General features: G+C 48.3%; 13 protein-coding genes. 1 reads left to right on the top strand and 12 read right to left on the bottom strand.

What is annotated here, in order from left to right:
• The first annotated feature begins 106 nt into the window (after nucleotides 1-106).
• The gene (locus ACN0YN_RS06285; protein ID WP_417384147.1) at nucleotides 107-568 is read left to right on the top strand and encodes a PEGA domain-containing protein; all 462 of its coding nucleotides are present in this window, start codon (nucleotides 107-109) and stop codon (nucleotides 566-568) included.
• 6 nt (nucleotides 569-574) lie between these two features.
• Here the strand turns inward: ACN0YN_RS06285 and ACN0YN_RS06280 are convergent, their stop codons facing one another.
• From ACN0YN_RS06280 to ACN0YN_RS06225, 12 genes are all read right to left on the bottom strand, one after another.
• Nucleotides 575-1,423, bottom strand: coding sequence for an alpha/beta hydrolase family protein (locus ACN0YN_RS06280; protein WP_417384146.1), 849 nt, complete (start codon nucleotides 1,421-1,423; stop codon nucleotides 575-577).
• 25 nt (nucleotides 1,424-1,448) lie between these two features.
• A complete protein-coding gene (locus ACN0YN_RS06275; RefSeq protein ID WP_417384145.1) occupies nucleotides 1,449-3,122 on the bottom strand; it encodes a sodium:solute symporter family transporter in 1,674 nt (557 codons plus the stop codon).
• Nucleotides 3,123-3,150: 28 nt separating this feature from the next.
• On the bottom strand, nucleotides 3,151-4,185 hold the full coding sequence (locus ACN0YN_RS06270) for a succinylglutamate desuccinylase/aspartoacylase family protein (protein WP_417384144.1): 1,035 nt from the start codon (nucleotides 4,183-4,185) through the stop codon (nucleotides 3,151-3,153).
• A 34-nt stretch (nucleotides 4,186-4,219) separates the two neighbouring features.
• Entirely contained in the window at nucleotides 4,220-5,338 is a 1,119-nt protein-coding gene (locus tag ACN0YN_RS06265) for a mandelate racemase/muconate lactonizing enzyme family protein (RefSeq protein ID WP_417384143.1), read from the bottom strand.
• Nucleotides 5,339-5,379: 41 nt separating this feature from the next.
• Nucleotides 5,380-6,786, bottom strand: a complete 1,407-nt coding sequence (locus ACN0YN_RS06260; protein ID WP_417384142.1) for a DUF1501 domain-containing protein — start codon at nucleotides 6,784-6,786, stop codon at nucleotides 5,380-5,382.
• A gap of 17 nt (nucleotides 6,787-6,803) precedes the next feature.
• A complete protein-coding gene (locus ACN0YN_RS06255) occupies nucleotides 6,804-10,166 on the bottom strand; it encodes a PSD1 and planctomycete cytochrome C domain-containing protein (protein ID WP_417384141.1) in 3,363 nt (1,120 codons plus the stop codon).
• A 42-nt stretch (nucleotides 10,167-10,208) separates the two neighbouring features.
• The gene (locus ACN0YN_RS06250; protein ID WP_417384140.1) at nucleotides 10,209-10,829 is read right to left on the bottom strand and encodes a GntR family transcriptional regulator; all 621 of its coding nucleotides are present in this window, start codon (nucleotides 10,827-10,829) and stop codon (nucleotides 10,209-10,211) included.
• 624 nt (nucleotides 10,830-11,453) lie between these two features.
• A complete protein-coding gene (locus tag ACN0YN_RS06245; RefSeq protein ID WP_417384139.1) occupies nucleotides 11,454-12,914 on the bottom strand; it encodes a glycosyltransferase family 2 protein in 1,461 nt (486 codons plus the stop codon).
• A gap of 191 nt (nucleotides 12,915-13,105) precedes the next feature.
• On the bottom strand, nucleotides 13,106-15,250 hold the full coding sequence (locus ACN0YN_RS06240; protein ID WP_417384138.1) for a protein kinase domain-containing protein: 2,145 nt from the start codon (nucleotides 15,248-15,250) through the stop codon (nucleotides 13,106-13,108).
• A 19-nt stretch (nucleotides 15,251-15,269) separates the two neighbouring features.
• A complete protein-coding gene (locus tag ACN0YN_RS06235) occupies nucleotides 15,270-15,884 on the bottom strand; it encodes an RNA polymerase sigma factor (protein WP_417384137.1) in 615 nt (204 codons plus the stop codon).
• A gap of 509 nt (nucleotides 15,885-16,393) precedes the next feature.
• Nucleotides 16,394-16,873, bottom strand: a complete 480-nt coding sequence (locus ACN0YN_RS06230) for a MarR family winged helix-turn-helix transcriptional regulator (RefSeq protein ID WP_417384136.1) — start codon at nucleotides 16,871-16,873, stop codon at nucleotides 16,394-16,396.
• Between the two features lie 232 nt (nucleotides 16,874-17,105).
• A complete protein-coding gene (locus ACN0YN_RS06225) occupies nucleotides 17,106-18,260 on the bottom strand; it encodes a XylR family transcriptional regulator (protein WP_417384135.1) in 1,155 nt (384 codons plus the stop codon).
• Between the last annotated feature and the right edge of the window lie 6 nt (nucleotides 18,261-18,266).

Below are 18,266 nucleotides of genomic sequence, written 5' to 3'. Positions count from 1 at the left end.
CTTGGCATAAAACTGGCATCTCTGTAGAATTCCCGCTCTTCTATCGGGTTTCCCGACCTGAAATCGCGTTATTTGCCATTCCTGTTACTTCTGATTTCAATCATTCATGTCCGATTCCAGCCAGCCTGAGATTTCCGGTATTCGCTACGAGACAACCGTGAATACAAAGCGGTCGTTCCTGCTTGCGCTGCTGGTGCTGTTGGCGATCACCCAGACGGGGTGCGTGCATCGGAGAATGACGATCCGTTCGATCCCCGCAGGGGCTCTGGTGAAGGTGGATGGAGATGAAATCGGGTATACTCCGGTTTCTGTCGATTTCACCTACTACGCGACACGGGAAATTACTTTGACCAAAGATGGCTATGAAACGCAGACCGTAATGCAGAAAGTGAAAACCCCCTGGTATCAGGTCTTCCCTCTGGATGCCGTTTCAGACAATCTGCTGCCATTCGAAGTGACCAATCGTCACGAGTTCACCTATCAGCTGCAGCCCAAAGTCGTTGTGCCAACGGAAGAATTGTTGAACCGGGGGAATATGCTGCGTAGCGAAACCCAGATTGGACAATGACCAGGTTCAAGGTTGTTTCTGCTGAACTGATTTTTCCCGCATGAATTCCAGCACGGAGTAGCTGTCTTCATAGGAAGTCGAATGCCCCTGCCGGGGACGATCAATCAGCAATACCGGTCTGTTGAGCTGTTTGAGAATTTGAGCGAGGCGACGTGCACTGTCGGGAGGGACCAGTTGGTCCTGCCCGCCAACGGAAATACTGACGGGCATGGTGAATTTTTCCGGCCAGTATTCGGCACTTCGCTTTTTATACTCTTCAGGTATATCCTGTTTTGTCCCTCCGAAGGATGCCTGGATAGCGGGCTGGAATTTGTCATACTCCAGATGATTGGCTGTGGGATTCATCGCAGCGACGCCATCAATGAGTTCGGGGTGCAGCGCCGCAAAGGTCAGGCTGGAAGATCCGCCCATGGAACCGCCACACAAATAGACCTGCTTGATCTGATATTGTTTTTTGAGATCATCAATGATCTGGACAAGGTCTGCTTCTGCTTGGGGACCCATCCAGGATGTACGGGCACGATAGTCGGGGGAGACGTACAACAACTGATGCTTCGCCGCAAAATCGCGGGCCGCCTTACATTCCCCTCTTTGTTCTTTCACAAACTGCCAGCGATCTGATCCATGGCCGTGCAATGCGATTAAGACAGAGTGTGACTGCTGCGCATTTAACATTTCCGGCAGCATCAGGATATAGCGCTGCTGACTCTGGTCACAGCGGGCAGTAAATGTGATGTCTTGTGGAGCAGACAGTTTCGGTTCAGGTTCTGCTGCGAGTGCGGTGGTCATTACACAAAAATAGATAATTGGCAATGATAAACTGATTCGTAGACGATTCTGCACGTAACGATTCATGATGACCTGTCTGTCAGGAGTTTGATTACCAGAAGAGTCCGAAGATGATCCAAAAGGAAATCGCAATCAATACCAGGGCGTACCAGTTTGGATTCAAGTATTGTGGGGTTGGCTTATCAAAGGGGCTGATTTTAATATTCAGCAGTTCTTCCCGGCTCTCTGTAAGCCAGTTATGCTCTTGTGGCACATCTTTCTGTTTCAGTTCCTGTTTGGTTTGATTGTCCAGCCAGCCCCATTTCAATGCAGCTGAAAACATAGCCAATGCAGTGACCAGCATAGAGCAGGGGAAGGCGTACCATTTTTCGGTGAGCAGTGGACTGAGCCAGCCGATGTCAATCAGTTCGCGGTCTATGAAGCCGAGTAAACCAAACGATGAGCCGGCGATCAGTCCTACCAGACCGCTCTGACGGGGGACACGCGAAATGACCCCGATCACATAGATGGTAAACAGTGGCGTGACAAAAATCGGAATCAATGTGCGAAATGCCTGGATCATATTGTCATAGCGGACAATGAAGGGGATATACAGGAACCCGATCAGCAGGATACCGATTGTCGCCCAGCGAGTCACATTGAGGTAATGTTTTTCAGTTTGATTCTTACAGATCCAGCAGGCATAGATATCGCGTGTGAATAATGCGGAGAGCGCTGAGCCGATCGAATCGAAGGTACTGATGGCGGCGGAGAGAATTCCGGCGACCACCAGTCCTTTGAATCCGGGAGCCAGAAACTGATTGGCATAATAGGGGAATAACTGGTCTGGTGCAGAGTGATCTGTGAATTCGGGTACCAGCACGCGTCCCATTACGCCCATTAGAGTTGTGCCAATCATGATGGGCATGATCAGCAGGCAGCCGAAGAGGGTTGCCATTTTCATGTCCCATAAAGAACGGGCACCCATCAGTCGCATGGTTTGCGTGTGATTGACGGTGTAGTAACCCAGTCCGATAATCGACCAGCCCATCACGATCAGGTAAGGTGAAGTTGACTGACTGTCCTGGAACTGTCCGATGTGGAGCCAGTTAATTAATGGTTGTCCACTGGCGTCGGTGGATGCGGAAAGTTTCTTAACCGTAGCTGTCCAGCCTCCACTGGCGGACCAGACCGCAAAGAAAATTGTGATGCCACCTGCAATCATGATCAGGCTCTGCAGGGCGTCGGTCCACACAACAGACGTCAGACCTCCCCAGGTCGTGTAGGCGGCGGTGAAAATGACGAGGAGTACAATCAGTGCCCAGCACTGCACAGGAGTGAAATCAAGAATGCCCTGCAGCATCAGGTAGATAGACCAGATCATGAGGCCGAGCATGCTGGTGCGATATTGAATCTGAATCAGCGCGCTGATCGTACGAATCGATTTTCCAAAGCGGGTTTCCAGGTATTCGGCGTTTGTGTAAAAACCGCCTTTATAAAGAACCGGGACCACTACAAACGAAGCTAATACAGCACCACAGACACTGGCAAGTGTGAAGGCGGTGATGATATGCATGCCGTTATTGTAAGCGTAGCCGGTGAGTGAAACGGCATCAGCATTGTCGACACTGGTTGCGAAGATGGAGAGTCCCAGTCCCCACCAGGGAAGTGAACGGCCTCCCAGAAACCAGTCACTACTGGAGTGAGTGCTGCGCGCCAGGTAAAACCCGAAGGCGATTACCGACCCATTCAGCACGAATACGATGATCCAGTCCAGCCAACTCATGATATTTCTCTCGTTTGTAGAACAGTCGTCATGCAAACGTTTTCAAAACATCTGCTTCCACATCATGGGCAAGGCAGAACAGGATGTCGCCCTGACTGGTCAGTGTGGGACCGCGGTGCGCAATGGCGATTCCGTTTGAAGGGGCGTGGATGATGGTTGGGTCGCGATCAGGCCGTTCCAGAAAATGGATTGCCCCTAAAGGCTGATCTGCCGAGACATCCGCGCCGACATCGACAAAACTTTCGAAAATGCCTGATTCCGGAGCAAAGATATAATCTTCGGCATCGAGGGCCTGAATCCAGCGCGTCGGTGGTAAACCCAGATCGGTGCGTGAGGTCTCTTCACCAGCAAGAACCTTCAGGTGGATCAGTACGTTTTCCAGTCCGGATTGACACAGACGATGAACGGCGGCATTGGTGACTTCGCCCCCTCCCATTTCTGTAGTCACAACGGTTTTGCCCATGTTTTCTGCTTCGACGGGGAGCAGTCCTTTTCCAGCAATGTCGGCATACAGGAAGCAAAAATCGGTATTATAAGCTTCGGTTGCGGCAGCCATGCGACGTCGCTGCTCACGATTTTCAACCAGGTGCATATGGGCACAAGGATAGAAATAGACGCCGCGCCCTCCGGTATGCAGGTCAATCACAACATCGACTTTGGGAAAGATCACGTGCGTCAGGTAATGTGCCATGATGTCTGTCGCAGTCCCGTCGGCATTGCCGGGAAAACAACGATTCAGGTTTTTGCCATCCAGGGGGGAGAGCCTGGTGGCCGCTTTGGCGGCGGGAATATTGATCGCGGGGATAAAGATAATGCGTCCGGAGATTTCTTCCAGGTTCAGCGTTTTCATCAGCTTCATAATGGCAATCTGTCCGGGATATTCATCACCATGATTTCCCGCCATCAGCAGAACCGTGGGGCCTTCTCCGTTTGCCATCGTCGAGATGGGAATTTGCAGCTGTGCCCAGCCACTCAAATTATAGGAAAAGGGAATGTTGAGTGTTCCCCATTGAATGCCGGACTTTTCGAAGTCGATCCTGGTACTGATAGGTGATTGTGTCATGTTGTTTCTTCTTTAGTTGCTGGGAGATTTGATGCTACTTCGATTCAGCGACAATATGAGCGGCGACGAAATCTTCATTGAGGGTGATTCCCAGACCGGGGCGGTCAGGGACCTGAATGACTCCATTTTCGGCCTGGACTTTTTCGAGAGTCAATTCGTGCCGCAGTGGTTCATCTTCTACGCAGTCCTCGAAGATAAAGGCATCTTTACAGGTGGCCAGCCAGTGCAGGCTCGCAGCGACGGTAATCGGACTGGTGTAACAGTGATTGCAGGGACGGGCACCGATTTCCGCAACCCGTTGTTTCAGATAACCGGCTTCGGTAAAACCATTTCTCGCGAGGTCAATCTGATAGACGTCGAGTGCCCGTTGTTCGAAGTAGGGGCGGAACGATTCGCGTCCGCACTCTTCTTCGCCGGCAGCGATGGGGACGGGAGAGCGATCTTTCAGCCAGGCATAACCTGAGACATCATGGGGAAACAGCGGTTCTTCGAGCCAGCCGATATTATATTCGGAAAAAGCGTGTGCCCGTTGCAGTGCCGTGCGGGCATCCCAGACACAGCCAGCGTCGATTAACAGAATTCCATCGCCCATCCCTTCTCGAGCTCCCGCGACTAACTCGATATCAAGCGCTTCTGACTGCCCCATTGGTTCCCAGCCGAATTTGACCGCAGTGTAACCATTTTCAATCCAGCGCTGACCGATGTCGCAGGTTTCCTGCCCATCTTTTCCAAACAGAATCGAAGCATACGCCTGGAATTCCGTATGATACTGGCCTCCCAGCAGTCGATGAATGGGTTCATTGAAATGCTTGCCTTTCAGGTCCCAGAGTGCCATGTCGATCGCGGCCATGGCTGTAATCGTGACGCCAGTTCTACCGAAGTACATCGTATGACGATACATTTTCTGCCAGAGTCGTTCAGTTTCGAGCGAGTTTTCGCCGATCAGCAGTTCGCGTAATCCGCAGGCCACATTATGGCTGTAAGGGGCGTCAATGATTGCTTTGACGACTTCCGGCGAGGAGTCGGCTTCACCAATGCCCTCCAGGCCAGTATCTGTTTTAATGCGGACCAGCACGGAATCCTGACAGCTGGCTGTTTTGTTGGTGACAGAACCGGAACGCAAAATCTGGCAGGTGATTTGTTCAATTTTCATCGAAGTTGAAAACCTTGCTGAAAAGAATGAGGAACAGTGAGTTATGAAAGCATGTCTTTGACAACGCGACCGTGGACATCGGTTAAACGGAAATCTCGACCGGCGTAGCGGTAGGTGAGTCTTTCGTGGTCGATGCCCAGTAAATGCAGCATGGTAGCGTGCAGGTCGTGTACGTGAACTTTATTTTCGGAAGCTGCGAACCCGGTTTCATCTGTGGCGCCGTGGACGTATCCCCCTTTGACGCCGCCGCCAGCCATCCACATGCTGAAGCCATAATGGTTGTGGTCGCGGCCGCTCATGGAGGGGAGTTCGGCTACCGGGGTCCTGCCAAATTCGCCTCCCCAGAGCAGGAGTGTGGAATCGAGCATGCCACGCTGTTTCAAATCAGTCAGAAAGGCGGCGATAGGTTGGTCCCATTGACCACAGAGTCGCCTTAAACTTTTTTCGATGCCACTATGGTTGTCCCACTCCTGTCCGCCACTATGCCAGACCTGAATGAAACGGACTCCTTTTTCCAGAAGTCGACGCGTCATGAGCAGCTGTCGTCCCTGTAATCCGTCACCGTACGTTTCCTGGATGTGCTTTGGTTCTTTTGAAAGATCGAGTACATCTGATGCTTCAAACTGCATACGGTAGGCCAGTTCAAACGACTGAATGCGCGCTTCGAGCAGTGAATCGTGTCCGCGCTGTTCCAGGTGGCGATGATTGATTTTCTGCAGCAGATCTAACTGGCGGCGTTGTCGTTTGGGTGTCTGGGGATTATTGATATTTTCAATCAGCCGGGTAACAGACGTTTCTTTGGTGTCGAGATGTGTTCCCTGAAAGGCTCCGGGTAGAAACGCGGAACGCCAGTTTTTAGGGCCGACGACAGGAAAGCCGTTCGGGCAGAGAACAACAAAGCCGGGCAGGTTCTCATTGAGTGAACCTAGTCCGTAATTTACCCAGGAACCAAAACTGGGGCGGGGCAGTGCATTGTCACCACAGTTCATCAGCAGCAGTGAAGGTTCATGGTTGGGAATGTCAGAATGCATGGAACGGATGATGCACATGTCATCAACGTGGGCTGCTGTTTTCTCAAATAGTTCACTGACTTCGATACCAGACTCACCATACTTTTTGAACTGGAAGGGGGAACCCAATGCCCCGGCTGTCTTGCGTTCTGTAGGCAGATTCGGATTGGGAAGTGGCTTGCCGTGATATTTTGTAAGAAGTGGTTTGGGGTCGAATGTGTCAACGTGTGAAGGGCCACCATTCATGAAAAGATGCACGACCTGTTTGGCCCGGGCGGGATGATGTCGTGTGACTGGAATTTCATTACCGGCAGCCTGGGCATTTTCCCGTGCAGTGAGTTCCGCGAGTGCCAGCATCCCCATTCCCATACCGGAACGAGACAACATTTCTCGTCGGGAAATCTGTGGTGCCTGTGGTAATGATGAATTGAGGGGCATAATCAGTTCCTGACTGTTTAATCGATAAACTGGAATTCGTTCGATAGCAACAAAATTTGCGCGAGACTCTGCCAGGGAGTCACAGGCGGTTGTTCAGGTTTGCGAAAATCTTTGGAATAGTTCCACTGATGAGGCAGTGGCGGTTCGGTTTTCGAGACAGCAGTCAATTCTGGTTCCCGTATCGTGATTTCCGGTGACCAGACGAACGAATCGTAGCCGAGATGGTCTGCAATATCGACGACGAAATCGATGGTCTGATTTTTCTCCAGCTTGATTGTTTTAATGTCGGTTTTGGCGGTACTTTGATGTAATGTCCAGGGGCCGAGTGCCAGTTGATTATTGATCAGTACACGACCGCGAATGCCATTTCCCTGTGGCAGTTCATGTTTGAGAGTACCTGTCAAGGATACCGTCATGGCGTCTGGCGCACGCCAGCGGATTACGGCGACATGTTCCAGATCATTCCCGGGATGACCGCCTGACTGGTCTAAAAAGACCCACCCAATTCTGGAGTCGGGCAGCTTTTCTCCCCCCTGGTACTGTTTACCGTTCCAGTGCGGCAGTGACTGGAAGCCACTCAGTTTTCTTGTTTTCAGGTCATAAGCGGCGTAGCCGAATTCCCATTCAGAACGAGTTGTTTCAGGTTTGAGTTGAATTTGATCTGTTTTCAAAAACTCAAGCATCTCACTGAGCTCTGTTTGTGTCGGATCACGCTGAAGAATCTTGTGATAGAGCTCTTGAATTCCCGCTGTGGGGTTTGCAGACTGTTCTGATTCATTTCCCAGGATGAGTGCCGCTTTCAGCACGAGCGGATGATTCATCAGAAACAGGGACTGGCCGGGAACCGAAGTTGAATTTCGGGCGCCGGTACTGACATCGGGAGAGGGAAAATCGAACGTTCGCAGCAGACCGGGAACCTGCTGACGATCAATAAACGTATAGAGGGTACGTCGTCGATTGGATTCAGAAGTGATTCCCCTGATCGATTTACCGCCTACGGTTGTGTCGAGTTGATGACTTACCTGGAGCAGGGTATCGCGCATCGATTCGAATTCCTGTCGACGGCGATTCATTCTCCACAACAGTTTGTTGGCAGGATCGATTTTCTCCCCAGCCTCATTTGAAACGCTTGATTGCTGGTAAGTTGCAGACTCCATGATATAGCGATGGAGTTTTTTGATAGACCAGCCATTTTTCATGAACCAGCTGGCCAGATGGTCCAGTAACTGTGGATGGGAAGGGCGTGCCCCCTGAATGCCAAAGTCACTGGGAGTAGAGACGATTCCCTGACCAAAATGATGCTGCCAGACACGATTCACGATGACTCTGGCGGTGAGCGGATTCCGGGGAGAGCTGATTGCGTTGGCCAGTTCCAGCCTCCCGCTTCCCTGTTGAAATGGCTCGTGTGAAATCTGATCGAAATGATTCAGGAATTTTCTCGTGACCGGTTGACCGGGAGAACCGGGATTCCCCCGTTTGAAGACGCGTGGTTCGATGATCTGATCAGCATCTCGCAGTGTCATCATTTGCGCGAGTTCAACTGGCGCTTGTGCGCGTGCCTGATCGAGCGCGGCATTCAGTTTTTTTACTGTTTCCTGAAGCTTTCTGTCGGGAAAGAGTTTTAAAACCGTATATCCATGCAAAGGAATGACCAGTGGTGAATGAGGGCTGTAAAACGCATTCAGATATTGCCGCCTGGCAACGGGAAACGGTTTCTGTTTTTGTTGTTGTGCTGGTTTTCTGGCTGTGACAATTCGATTGGCCCATTCGTTGTTAATCACGTGGAAGAGTGTTGCATAGCCCTGAATGATGTCATCAAATCGCTGTGGATTTTGTTTCAACAGATGAATGGCCAGCAGATATTCGACTGAGTCTGGATGAGATTCAGAGATTGTCTGATTGAGCGTTTCTGTTGCCTGGGTGGCAAACGTTTGCTCTGGAATGGTTTCCAGTTTATGCCAGAGGGAAAAAACCGGTTCCCTGGATTTTTCAGCGATGTCGAGAAATTCCTGCCAGAGCAACAATACCTCGGGGTTGAGGTCATTACCATCCACAATGACATCGAATTTCACCGTATCGGGGCCCTGTCTGCGAGACTGTGCGACGATCAGGTATTCTGCCAGACGTTCTGAAGTGTCCTGCAATACTTTTTTGTGCTGGCCCTGATACAGATTATTCAACGCGCTCGCTGCCTGTTGTATTTGAGCTGCTTTTTCCTGAAGTTCAGCTGAGGCTTTATTCTGACTGCGAAATGGCAGATCAAGTGGTTCAAGTGAATTTCGAAAGATACCATACAGCGAGTAATAATCTTCGATGGAAACCGGATCATATTTATGATCGTGACAACGGGCACAGCCAACGGTAAGGCCCAGAAATCCACGTGTGACCACATCGATGCGGTCAGAAATGATGTCGTGAATATCATTTTTGAAACGGGGGCCAAGCGTGATGAATCCAAGAGCCGCCTGTGATTCATGAGGCAGGTCTGCTTTCAGGTAATCGGCGGCGAGTTGCTCCCGGATAAACTGATCGAAGGGTTTGTCCTGATTGAAGCTGTTGATGACATAGTCACGGTATGTGTAGGCGAAGTGAAAGACAGGCTTCTCGAAAAAGACATATCCTTTGGTATCTGCATAACGTGCCAGATCAAGCCAGTGTCTGCCCCAGCGCTCACCATAATGCGGGGAAGCCAGTTGTGCTGTCACTGCTGTTTCCACCATGCTTTTCTGATCGCTGTTTGTGAAGCTCTGAAGCTGTTCCCGTGTGGGGAGTAAGCCTGTCAGATCCCAGAAAATACGCTTCAGGAGTATGTCAGAATTCGCGCTCGGAGCAGGTTGCAACCCTGCCTGTTCGAGTCGGGAGAGAATAAAGTAGTCGATATAGTTTTGTGGCCAGCCCCGCTTTTTTACCGGGGGAATGGCGGGGTCTTGAATCGGTTGGAACGACCAGTGTTTTGTGTAGTCAATGGAAGTTGTGGTTTTTGATTCTGCAATTTCTGGCCAGACGGCTCCCTGCCTGATCCAGGTTGATAGTATGTTAATTTCATCAGGTGTCAGAGCATTGTCGGGGGGCATTTCCAGAGATTCGCGACGGACTGCGCTCATCAGCAGACTTTGCTCTGGATGGTTCAGTTTTACAGCGGGGCCGCTTTCCCCTCCTTTCAGCAGCGCTGCTCGGGAATCGAGTCTCAGTTCGGCAAACTGTTTTTTCGCGCCATGGCATTCCAGGCAGTGTTTGACGAATAAGGGACGCACATGTTGTTCGAAATACCGCACTTTTTCATCATGATTCTGCTGAGGGGGGGCAGCGGAAGCGTATTGGGCGGGGACGAGCCAGGTCAACGTCGAGAACCAGATCAGACTGTGCAGTAAAAGTTTCATCGCATGATTATCCAGATAGTTCAAATGGGTATTCCAACTGAATTATTCGATGTGGTCTTCAATGGTTTGTAATGTCTCAGTCAGGCTGCCGTCACGGAGCGCTTCGATGATGGGGAGGTGTTCCTCGTAGATCTGGATCGGGTTCTGGTATTTCAAATGCGACTCTCGGAAGTGTCTGCGGATGCGTGACACCATCGCAGACCAGATCGCCAGTAGATCGGGAGAGTGAGAGCGTGTGACCAGGGAGCGATGAAAGGCAATATCATGCTCCGAAATAAGAGCAAAATCATTTGTCTCACACGCCTGTTTCATCTTCTGTAGAATCGTTTCCCAGACAAGAAAGTCATCTTCTGTCAGTTGATCGAAATACAGGCGAATGGCGTACTTTTCGATTGTGCAGCGAAGAGGAATGATTAATTCCGTAATTTCATTTGGCGCTGAAGTGGAGACCAGTGCACCTTTATTTCGATCCGTTTCGACGACACCCTCCCAGGCAAGTTGCTGGATGGCTTCCCGAATCGGTCCACGACTGACAGAGAATCGTTTTGCCAGATCGACTTCACGCAGTCGTTCTCCCTCAGCAATCCTGCCTGAGAGAATATCCTCACGAAGACGCTCTACAATTTGTTCGCCCAGTCCACGGACCAGTTGAGGTTCATTCATTGTTTTTCCTTGAAGAGGAGACTTCTTTACAGTGGAGCTGATCGTTAAATGTTAATTGTTAACAATCTGGTTTCAAAAGTAAAATGTAACGAAGGGGATAGATTACAGTAAATGTATGATTTATTATTGGCGTATGTTCTAAAGAACACTTGTTCGTCTGTCTGATAATTATTTTAACTGAGTAGTGATTGAATCAATGAATTCGTTATCAGAATTGATTGGGATCAGTCAATTTGTTTATTTGAGTTGAATTTGTAAGTGATTCATATATATAGGGATGTGTCTATTGATGTTGTGAAAATTATGGGTTGATGTGCTGATGACAACTGGCTAGAATACATTTCTGTAAAAATATATATATCTAAACAAGTGTTGTTTTGATTCTGATTTTCTTTCAAAAAGATATCAAAATACTGAATTATTTTGGGAAGAAAAGACCTCTATGTCACTATATGCATATAGAGGGTGTTTTTCATTTTTGTGATAAGCATAAATGAACTCATCATGGAAATGCGCGGGCTCACTTGCTTACATGAGCACACAACGTTAGGGGACTAGTGCCTGCTTCCTATCTTTGTGTATGTGAGCTCGTGCTTTCTTTTTTGTCTCCCGGAATGGCAGATTTCAATATAAGATCTCAGTGGGAGACTTTGCATGTCCGCAATGCACCGTTGGTAGCATGAGCAGAGTGCCATCCGAAGACTTCAATCGGGAGCACCATTCCCAATCATGAGCAGGGATATTTCTGTAGTGGCTGTTCCAGTACCGTGGTGTTCGATCTTTCCAGAACATCAGGCAGCCGGTCCCGCAATAATCGACGGCACGGGTTTCACTGCCGATTTCAGAAAATGCTTTCACGATGTGATGGTCGTCAAACTGACCGCCTACAAACTGTGTTTCTGTATGACGATTGCGATAGCATCCGGAAACAGCATTGGGGGGGATTCTTTGAGCAGTCAGTTCAGTAAATAAATTAATACCTGATTCCAGCGGGACCAGGATGTCATCCTCTATCAACCAGTGTATGTCGCCACGCATTTCGACCCGTAAGCGATTACAGGCCTGGGCCATAAAACGGGCCGTTTTATCTCGGCGTTCCTTTTCATTTTTGAATGAAAAGGAATTCGGGTGTGAAATAATTCGAATCGTTTCGAATGTATTGATATAGCGGCTGGTTTCAGCCCTCATTTTATTGAGTGTATCCACATTATTTGAGTTATCCAGAAGGACAAGTTCCACTGGTTCCTCGCTACTGATCAGTTTTACTGCCTGTGAGACAGCAGAAAGCCATTGAGGAAAAAAATCAGGAAGTCTGCCACTGATAATTGATCCGACACTGAGACGCGAACAGATCTGTCGCATCTGTGGTAAAAGCACTTCCTGGCGCTTCTGATACTTCGTCTGGATATTTGCTGACCAGGAGCTTGAATGTTGCCGGTATCGTAATACGGCAGTGCTACGGGCAGGTGTGCCCAGACGGGATCCCCGTAAAGCCAGATCCCAGTCCCACATGGTATTAATTTTATTGCGCCAGCGTCCTGCAGTTTCAAAGGCCTGACGATTCCAGAGCGCGGATGTATTCACAAAATTACGCAACCAGAGCCGTCCATCAGACCATTCAGGTGCATTCCAGAGTGTGGAATAATCGCCAAATGCTTCGGCACCGCCATACACGAATGGAGTACTGGGGGACATTTTATCAAGGTGTTGCTGAATATAATTGGGAGGCAAGATATCATCACCATCCAGAAAAAGGAGGTAATCACCTGTCGCTTTGTCGGCTCCCCGGTTACGTGTTTCGCAGACACCTGAATGAAAAGGGGATTCGATAATAATCAGCCCCTGTTTCTCGTATCGCCGGGCGATACTGATGGAATCATCAAAACTACAGTCATCTGCATAAATCACCTGGCAGGGAATACTCTGATCGAAGGCTGATTCAATCGTCTCTGCAAGATAGGCAGAGTTATTACGTGCTGCAATGATGATGCTGATCTGTTGAGATTGTGCTGGTGGGTGTTCCGTGTAAGGTTTTTGTTGCACGTCAGACTGAGGATCATACGGCCAAATCGCGTTTCCAACCATGAGTGTAGCCCTTTATCTTTGTATCTAGTGAACTGACTTCCAATATTAAGGTAGTATTCAGAAGGGCAGATACAGGTCAAGATCAAGAACGCAATATAGTTTTTTGAGAATGCAAAATGTTGGTTTCAGGATGTAATTAGTGAAGACTAAGAACATATTTTAGAATACAGGGAGAAAAGGCGACTGGGGAGTTAATACATGATGGGGTCACGACCTTTGTAAGCATTTCTGATGGTTTGGATTCCTTCGTCAGTTATTTTGGTTCCCTGGAGATATAATTGATTCATGCTTTTTAACTTGATCAGATCGGGAACTGAGCTGTCTGTGATCTGTGTGTCTTTGATGTTCAACCAGTCCAGGCGGGGATTGTATTTTATAAAAATCAGCCCGGCGTCAGTGATGCCAAGTTGATCAAGATTGACCGAACGTAACTTTTGCAACTTAGCCAGAACCTGGAGTCCTTCGTCTGTCAGTTTGTAATTTTTATGGAGTGAAATATGCGTCAGGTTTTTCAAAGTACTTACGTAAGAGAGACCTTTATCGGTCAATCCTGATTCATGAAGATCGAGTTTTTTGAGGGAAAGTTTTCCCTGTAGAGGTTCCAGAGCATCATCTGCGATCTGGCACTCATCCATTATTAAATTCTCAAGTTTTGCCAACTGCTTGAGGGGGTTCAAGACTTCGCGTGTGATTGTCTGAGGGTGAAATTCAATCACTTTAATAAAAAAATCTGTCGCCGGTAATTCCTGAACCTGGGTCAATGGTTCGTAGACTCCATCGATAAGTATTTCACAGTCATGATTCAGGAGCCAGATTGCCGTTTCGCGTTCAACTTTAAATTGTTCAAGTGATGGCTCTGTCAGTGGTATTGTGGGAGGCTTTCTAATAGGACCTGAACCACCATCTGGTGGAAGTGGAGTTCGGGATGATGCGTAGATCCAAAAACTTACTATACCCAGGCTAAAAAAGAAGACCAGGGTCAAAAACAAACGGCCTCGTTTTGGGTTCAAAAAATGCTGAGTCATTTGAACCTGTGTACTGGCATCAGTGGACATGACTTCGATTGGCGGTGTCAGAATTGTGTTGCGGCACAGTTTCATCAGTTCCTGGCTTTCGCTCAGTTGGGTTTCCGCAGATTCGTTGAGAGGAATTTCGAATTGCTGGCCTAAAAACCGGTCGAGTATTTCCACAACTTCTGCCATAGTTTGGATTCTGTCGACGGGGTCTTTTTTCATCATCGACTGAAACAGTTCCTCCAGAGTCTCTGGAATCTCGGGAATCAGATCGGATAGTCGTGGAGGCGTCTCTTCGCGATGAGCAAGAATCGTAGCGATCTGTGATTGCTGTTTGAAAGGCGCCTCTCCGGTCAGGAGTTTATAAAACGTACATCCCAGGCTATAGATATCTGCTCGATGATCGATCGATTTCACGCTGTGAGCCTGTTCGGGGGCCATGTATTGTACGCTGCCCATGATGCACTGGCTGTCTGTCAGGTCACTCAGGTGTGAATTTGCCTGACTCAGGCCTGCTAACCCGAGGTCTAATATTTTTACTTCGCCTTCCAGAGTGAGAAAGAGATTAGATGGTTTAATATCCCGATGAATCAGATTGTGATTATGGATGTATTGCAGACCATTGGCGACCTGTCGCACGATATAGCAGGCAGATGTGACCGAGAGCGTTTTTTCGGATTTAAGAATGGTTTTCAAATCGTGTCCGGATAAGTATTCCATGACTAAAAAACAGGTTTCATCAACTTCTCCGGCATCGGTGGCTTTGACGATGTTGGGATGATCCAACTGACCGATCAGTTCCATCTCCCGATAGAACCGTTGCGTCTGCGTAGCGTTATCCCACTGATTATTTAACAGTAATTTGAGGACAACCTGTTTTTTCAGGCGCGCATGGATGGCCTTGTAGACCACCCCCATCCCTCCCTGGCCGATCTTCTCAATGAGGTGATAATTACCGATGACTCTGATTGTGATTCGATTCAATTCCTCGTCGACGGGAATTTGATGAGAGGAACTGTTGCCGGGTTGCTGTGTCGGTGAATATGCTGTCGATGGTGGCTGGTTGATGGATGAAATGGTTGTGTTGAAAATGCGGTCCAGCTGTTGTTCAGAAAAAGGATGTTTCTCAGGACTTCCGGATTGATTTTGTCTTTGCTGGCATTCCTGCCAGCTCTTCAATTCCTTGTCCTCCGAGTAGATCTCGGTTCGTTTCTGGCAGCTGGCGCATTGATTCAGATGTTCTATGACTTGCTGATTTTCAGGTTCATCAAGCTCACTGCAGAGGTAACGAACGATCTGGCTGTCCGAAATACATTTTTGCATAAATGGCCCAAAATAAATTTCATTTTTGAAATACAACACTATCGAACGAAAGTCGCTGTATTTCCTCTTTCAGCTTTTTCTGCACGAGAAACTTTGCTTTATAGATCCAGGTGATTTCAGTACTTAGCTTTTCAGCAGCCTGCTGTGCACCAATATCATTGATCCAGGTTAACTCGAATGCTTTCCAGGTCCGCTCATCAAACAGGGGATGAATATTATTCAAGGCAGTTGTGTAAATATGGCTGCAGAATTCATCAGCCCAGGCGGCATCTGATTCTCCCGCCTGCTCATTAATCGCTTCCTGAAAAGCAGGCGTCCCGGACTGATTCTGGAACCGTTTGTTTTTCTTGAAAAAACGACAGACTTCGTGATACGTAACTTTGCCCAACCACGAGCGAAACCGCCCTAACTGCCGATTATATTCAAACGAATGCATTGAAGTGCTGATCTGGTGAAACACTTCCTGGCATACATCTTCGGCGTCGCAGTCATTCAGGTGAAAATAACGGCAATAATTGTAAATAATCGGACCGTAGATACCTACAAATTCCCTCCATGCTTCGGAATCTGTCTGAAATCGAACTCGCTTCAAAAGTGTGACATGAGTCGAAGGCCATTCAGGGCTGTAGTTCATTTATCAGTTCCTCAGTGAAGGACATCTTAGTATTGGTTTGCCGGCTTTTTAGTGGACTGGTGAATCTTGTTTCTTGATTCACTTACCATTCACAGGGAATTCGATGAAAGTACCAGTCCCTGCAGAGAGACTGGTCTAAGAATTAATTTACTCAAAACTGCGCTCGAATGAAATAAAAATATCCCTTATGACGAATAAGAGAGTCTAAATTCAATCGAGGAATGCTACAGATTGCGAAACCAGTGTCAGTGTGTGGAACCTGCTGTTTTCTGATTCCATTATACCATTAGTATACCATTAGATCGTAAAATTAAGAGCAGGTTCGTGTTGAGATCCAGGTTATCATCACCAGATTGGACTCAGTAGAATTCCCTATACGGACAAGGGAATCCTATAGTAACTCACGATAATCAGTGAATCTTTTAATTGATACGGGCCCGAGGAATATGAAGACTGTACATTAGACACTGGCGCAGGCTGGTTGAGAGGGCTCAATAAATGAGAGTTGTTTATTCTACACTTTTCAGTGAGGTTCTGGCTTTTTCCAGTAAACGGGAAAGTTCAGTCAATTCAGATGAACTGAGATGACCAATCAGTTTGTGATGCAGATTCAGATCTGGCTTATCAATCTCTTTCAATAGCTTCAGGGCTTTAGCAGTGATTTCGATATATACGACGCGTCGGTCTTCGGTACATCGATTTCGCTTAATTAAATCCTGTGCCTGCAGACGATCAAGTAATCCGGTAATTGCAGGGACTACCTGAATCATACGGTTTGCGATTTCAAGCGAGGGCATGGGCTTGCCTTCGCCCCGTAAAATCCGAAGGACGTTATATTGTGAAGGGGTCAGGCCATATTCACGAAAGAGTCTGCCAAACTGGTTATGAAAGACATCACTTGTTCGCAGGATATTGAGAATAGCTGCCTGTTCTGGAGAGTCAAAGGGTTGCTTTTTTTTAATCTCATGCTGCAGTTTGCTGTGTGACATTTTGACCCCTGGCTAATGGAACATATTCCGGCCATTTTATGTGTAAACTAATAAGGCGTCAATAGGCTGTAGGACTTCAAATCGAACCTGATTACACTACAGAAAAGTGGTTTGGCTGTAAAATGGATTCAGGGAAAAACTCAGTCTGCTGGCAATGCTGGATGTGAATCTTGGGTGATCTACACAATGAGCAGAAAATGAAGTTTGTTAAGTATACCTTGAATCAGCTGCATCAGGGCCGCTGGCGAAACTCAGTAGGAGTACAGTTTTCGTGTTCTTTAATGAGTACACTCAGATAAGCAGCGCTGGAAAATCCCGCCATTTGCGCAATTTGCTCAAGTGTATAATCAGTATCAATCAGTAACTGCCTGGCTCGTCTCAGGCGCTCTGCTGAAATGATCTGGTGAGGTGTTTTTCCGACTAGTTTTATAAAGCGTCGTTCGAGAGAGCGTCGCGTGAGATTCACTTGACTGGCAAGCATCGAAACGCTGATTTTATCACAGGCTTTTCTTCTGATCAGTTCCAGGGCAGAGGCAATGGCGGGGTCTTCGACCGCGATGATATCCGTTGATCGGCGAGGGATCAGTAACCGGGGAGGCACGGGGCTTGGGGGCTGTGCAGGTGTGGTGCCGCGCATCAGTTGATCCAGGAGAGCGGCAGCCTGATAACCAATTTCTTTTGCCTGATGAGCGATGCTGGTAAGTGTCGGATTGACGACTTCACAAAATACATCATCATTATCAACTCCCATGACGGCGACCTGTTCGGGAATTGCAATATTGCGTCGGCGGCAGGCATCGAGAACACAGAGTGCTCTCAAGTCGTGAGCTGCAAATAAACCAACCGGTTTGGGAAGTGCTGCCAGCCAGTCTGCCAGATCCTCCTGGCCTCCATTCCAGCTTTCTGCAAACTGGCGGCGTGACAGGGGGGAATAGATTTCACAGGCAAACCCCTGTTCGCGGACAATCTTTGCGAAGGCATCACGACGACGATGGGACCAGTTCACTTTCTCGACGCCAACAAATGCAAAGTGTCTGAGGTGACGATCGTGCAAATGTTCGAACGCCAGTTTTGCAATCAGCGAATCATCGGTAGAAACGGCCGGCATCTCCAGGTCGGGTACCTGTTGCAGTGTGTCTACTACCGGGACTTGAAGCTCTACAAGACGTTCTGCCATCTGGCGGGAGCGAACGCGGGCTATAACACCATCTCCCTGCCAGCTTTTGATCCACTCAGGCAATGGTGTTTGGGGTCCCCATTCATCAATGTAAATCGACCAGGGGCCGTGCGTCCGGGAGTAGGTAGATATGCCTTGTAGTATCTCGCGACCAAAAGTTTTTGACGTCTCGATGAAAATGGCTACCTGAGGAGTTGAGTCGGGGTTCATCTATCC

The sequence above is a fragment of the Gimesia sp. genome (assembly GCF_048260065.1).
GTDB lineage: Bacteria > Planctomycetota > Planctomycetia > Planctomycetales > Planctomycetaceae > Gimesia.
The sequence above is the reverse complement of the archived record's forward strand: the minus strand, read 5'-3'. Positions and strand labels throughout refer to the sequence as shown.

What these genes read in the sequence shown, in the direction of transcription:
- ACN0YN_RS06285 (WP_417384147.1), top strand. Translation starts at nt 107, where the DNA reads ATGTCCGATTCCAGCCAGCCTGAGATTTCCGGTATTCGCTACGAGACA.
- ACN0YN_RS06280 (WP_417384146.1), bottom strand. Translation starts at nt 1,423, where the DNA reads ATGAATCGTTACGTGCAGAATCGTCTACGAATCAGTTTATCATTGCCA.
- ACN0YN_RS06275 (WP_417384145.1), bottom strand. Translation starts at nt 3,122, where the DNA reads ATGAGTTGGCTGGACTGGATCATCGTATTCGTGCTGAATGGGTCGGTA.
- ACN0YN_RS06270 (WP_417384144.1), bottom strand. Translation starts at nt 4,185, where the DNA reads ATGACACAATCACCTATCAGTACCAGGATCGACTTCGAAAAGTCCGGC.
- ACN0YN_RS06265 (WP_417384143.1), bottom strand. Translation starts at nt 5,338, where the DNA reads ATGAAAATTGAACAAATCACCTGCCAGATTTTGCGTTCCGGTTCTGTC.
- ACN0YN_RS06260 (WP_417384142.1), bottom strand. Translation starts at nt 6,786, where the DNA reads ATGCCCCTCAATTCATCATTACCACAGGCACCACAGATTTCCCGACGA.
- ACN0YN_RS06255 (WP_417384141.1), bottom strand. Translation starts at nt 10,166, where the DNA reads ATGAAACTTTTACTGCACAGTCTGATCTGGTTCTCGACGTTGACCTGG.
- ACN0YN_RS06250 (WP_417384140.1), bottom strand. Translation starts at nt 10,829, where the DNA reads ATGAATGAACCTCAACTGGTCCGTGGACTGGGCGAACAAATTGTAGAG.
- ACN0YN_RS06245 (WP_417384139.1), bottom strand. Translation starts at nt 12,914, where the DNA reads ATGGTTGGAAACGCGATTTGGCCGTATGATCCTCAGTCTGACGTGCAA.
- ACN0YN_RS06240 (WP_417384138.1), bottom strand. Translation starts at nt 15,250, where the DNA reads ATGCAAAAATGTATTTCGGACAGCCAGATCGTTCGTTACCTCTGCAGT.
- ACN0YN_RS06235 (WP_417384137.1), bottom strand. Translation starts at nt 15,884, where the DNA reads ATGAACTACAGCCCTGAATGGCCTTCGACTCATGTCACACTTTTGAAG.
- ACN0YN_RS06230 (WP_417384136.1), bottom strand. Translation starts at nt 16,873, where the DNA reads ATGTCACACAGCAAACTGCAGCATGAGATTAAAAAAAAGCAACCCTTT.
- ACN0YN_RS06225 (WP_417384135.1), bottom strand. Translation starts at nt 18,260, where the DNA reads ATGAACCCCGACTCAACTCCTCAGGTAGCCATTTTCATCGAGACGTCA.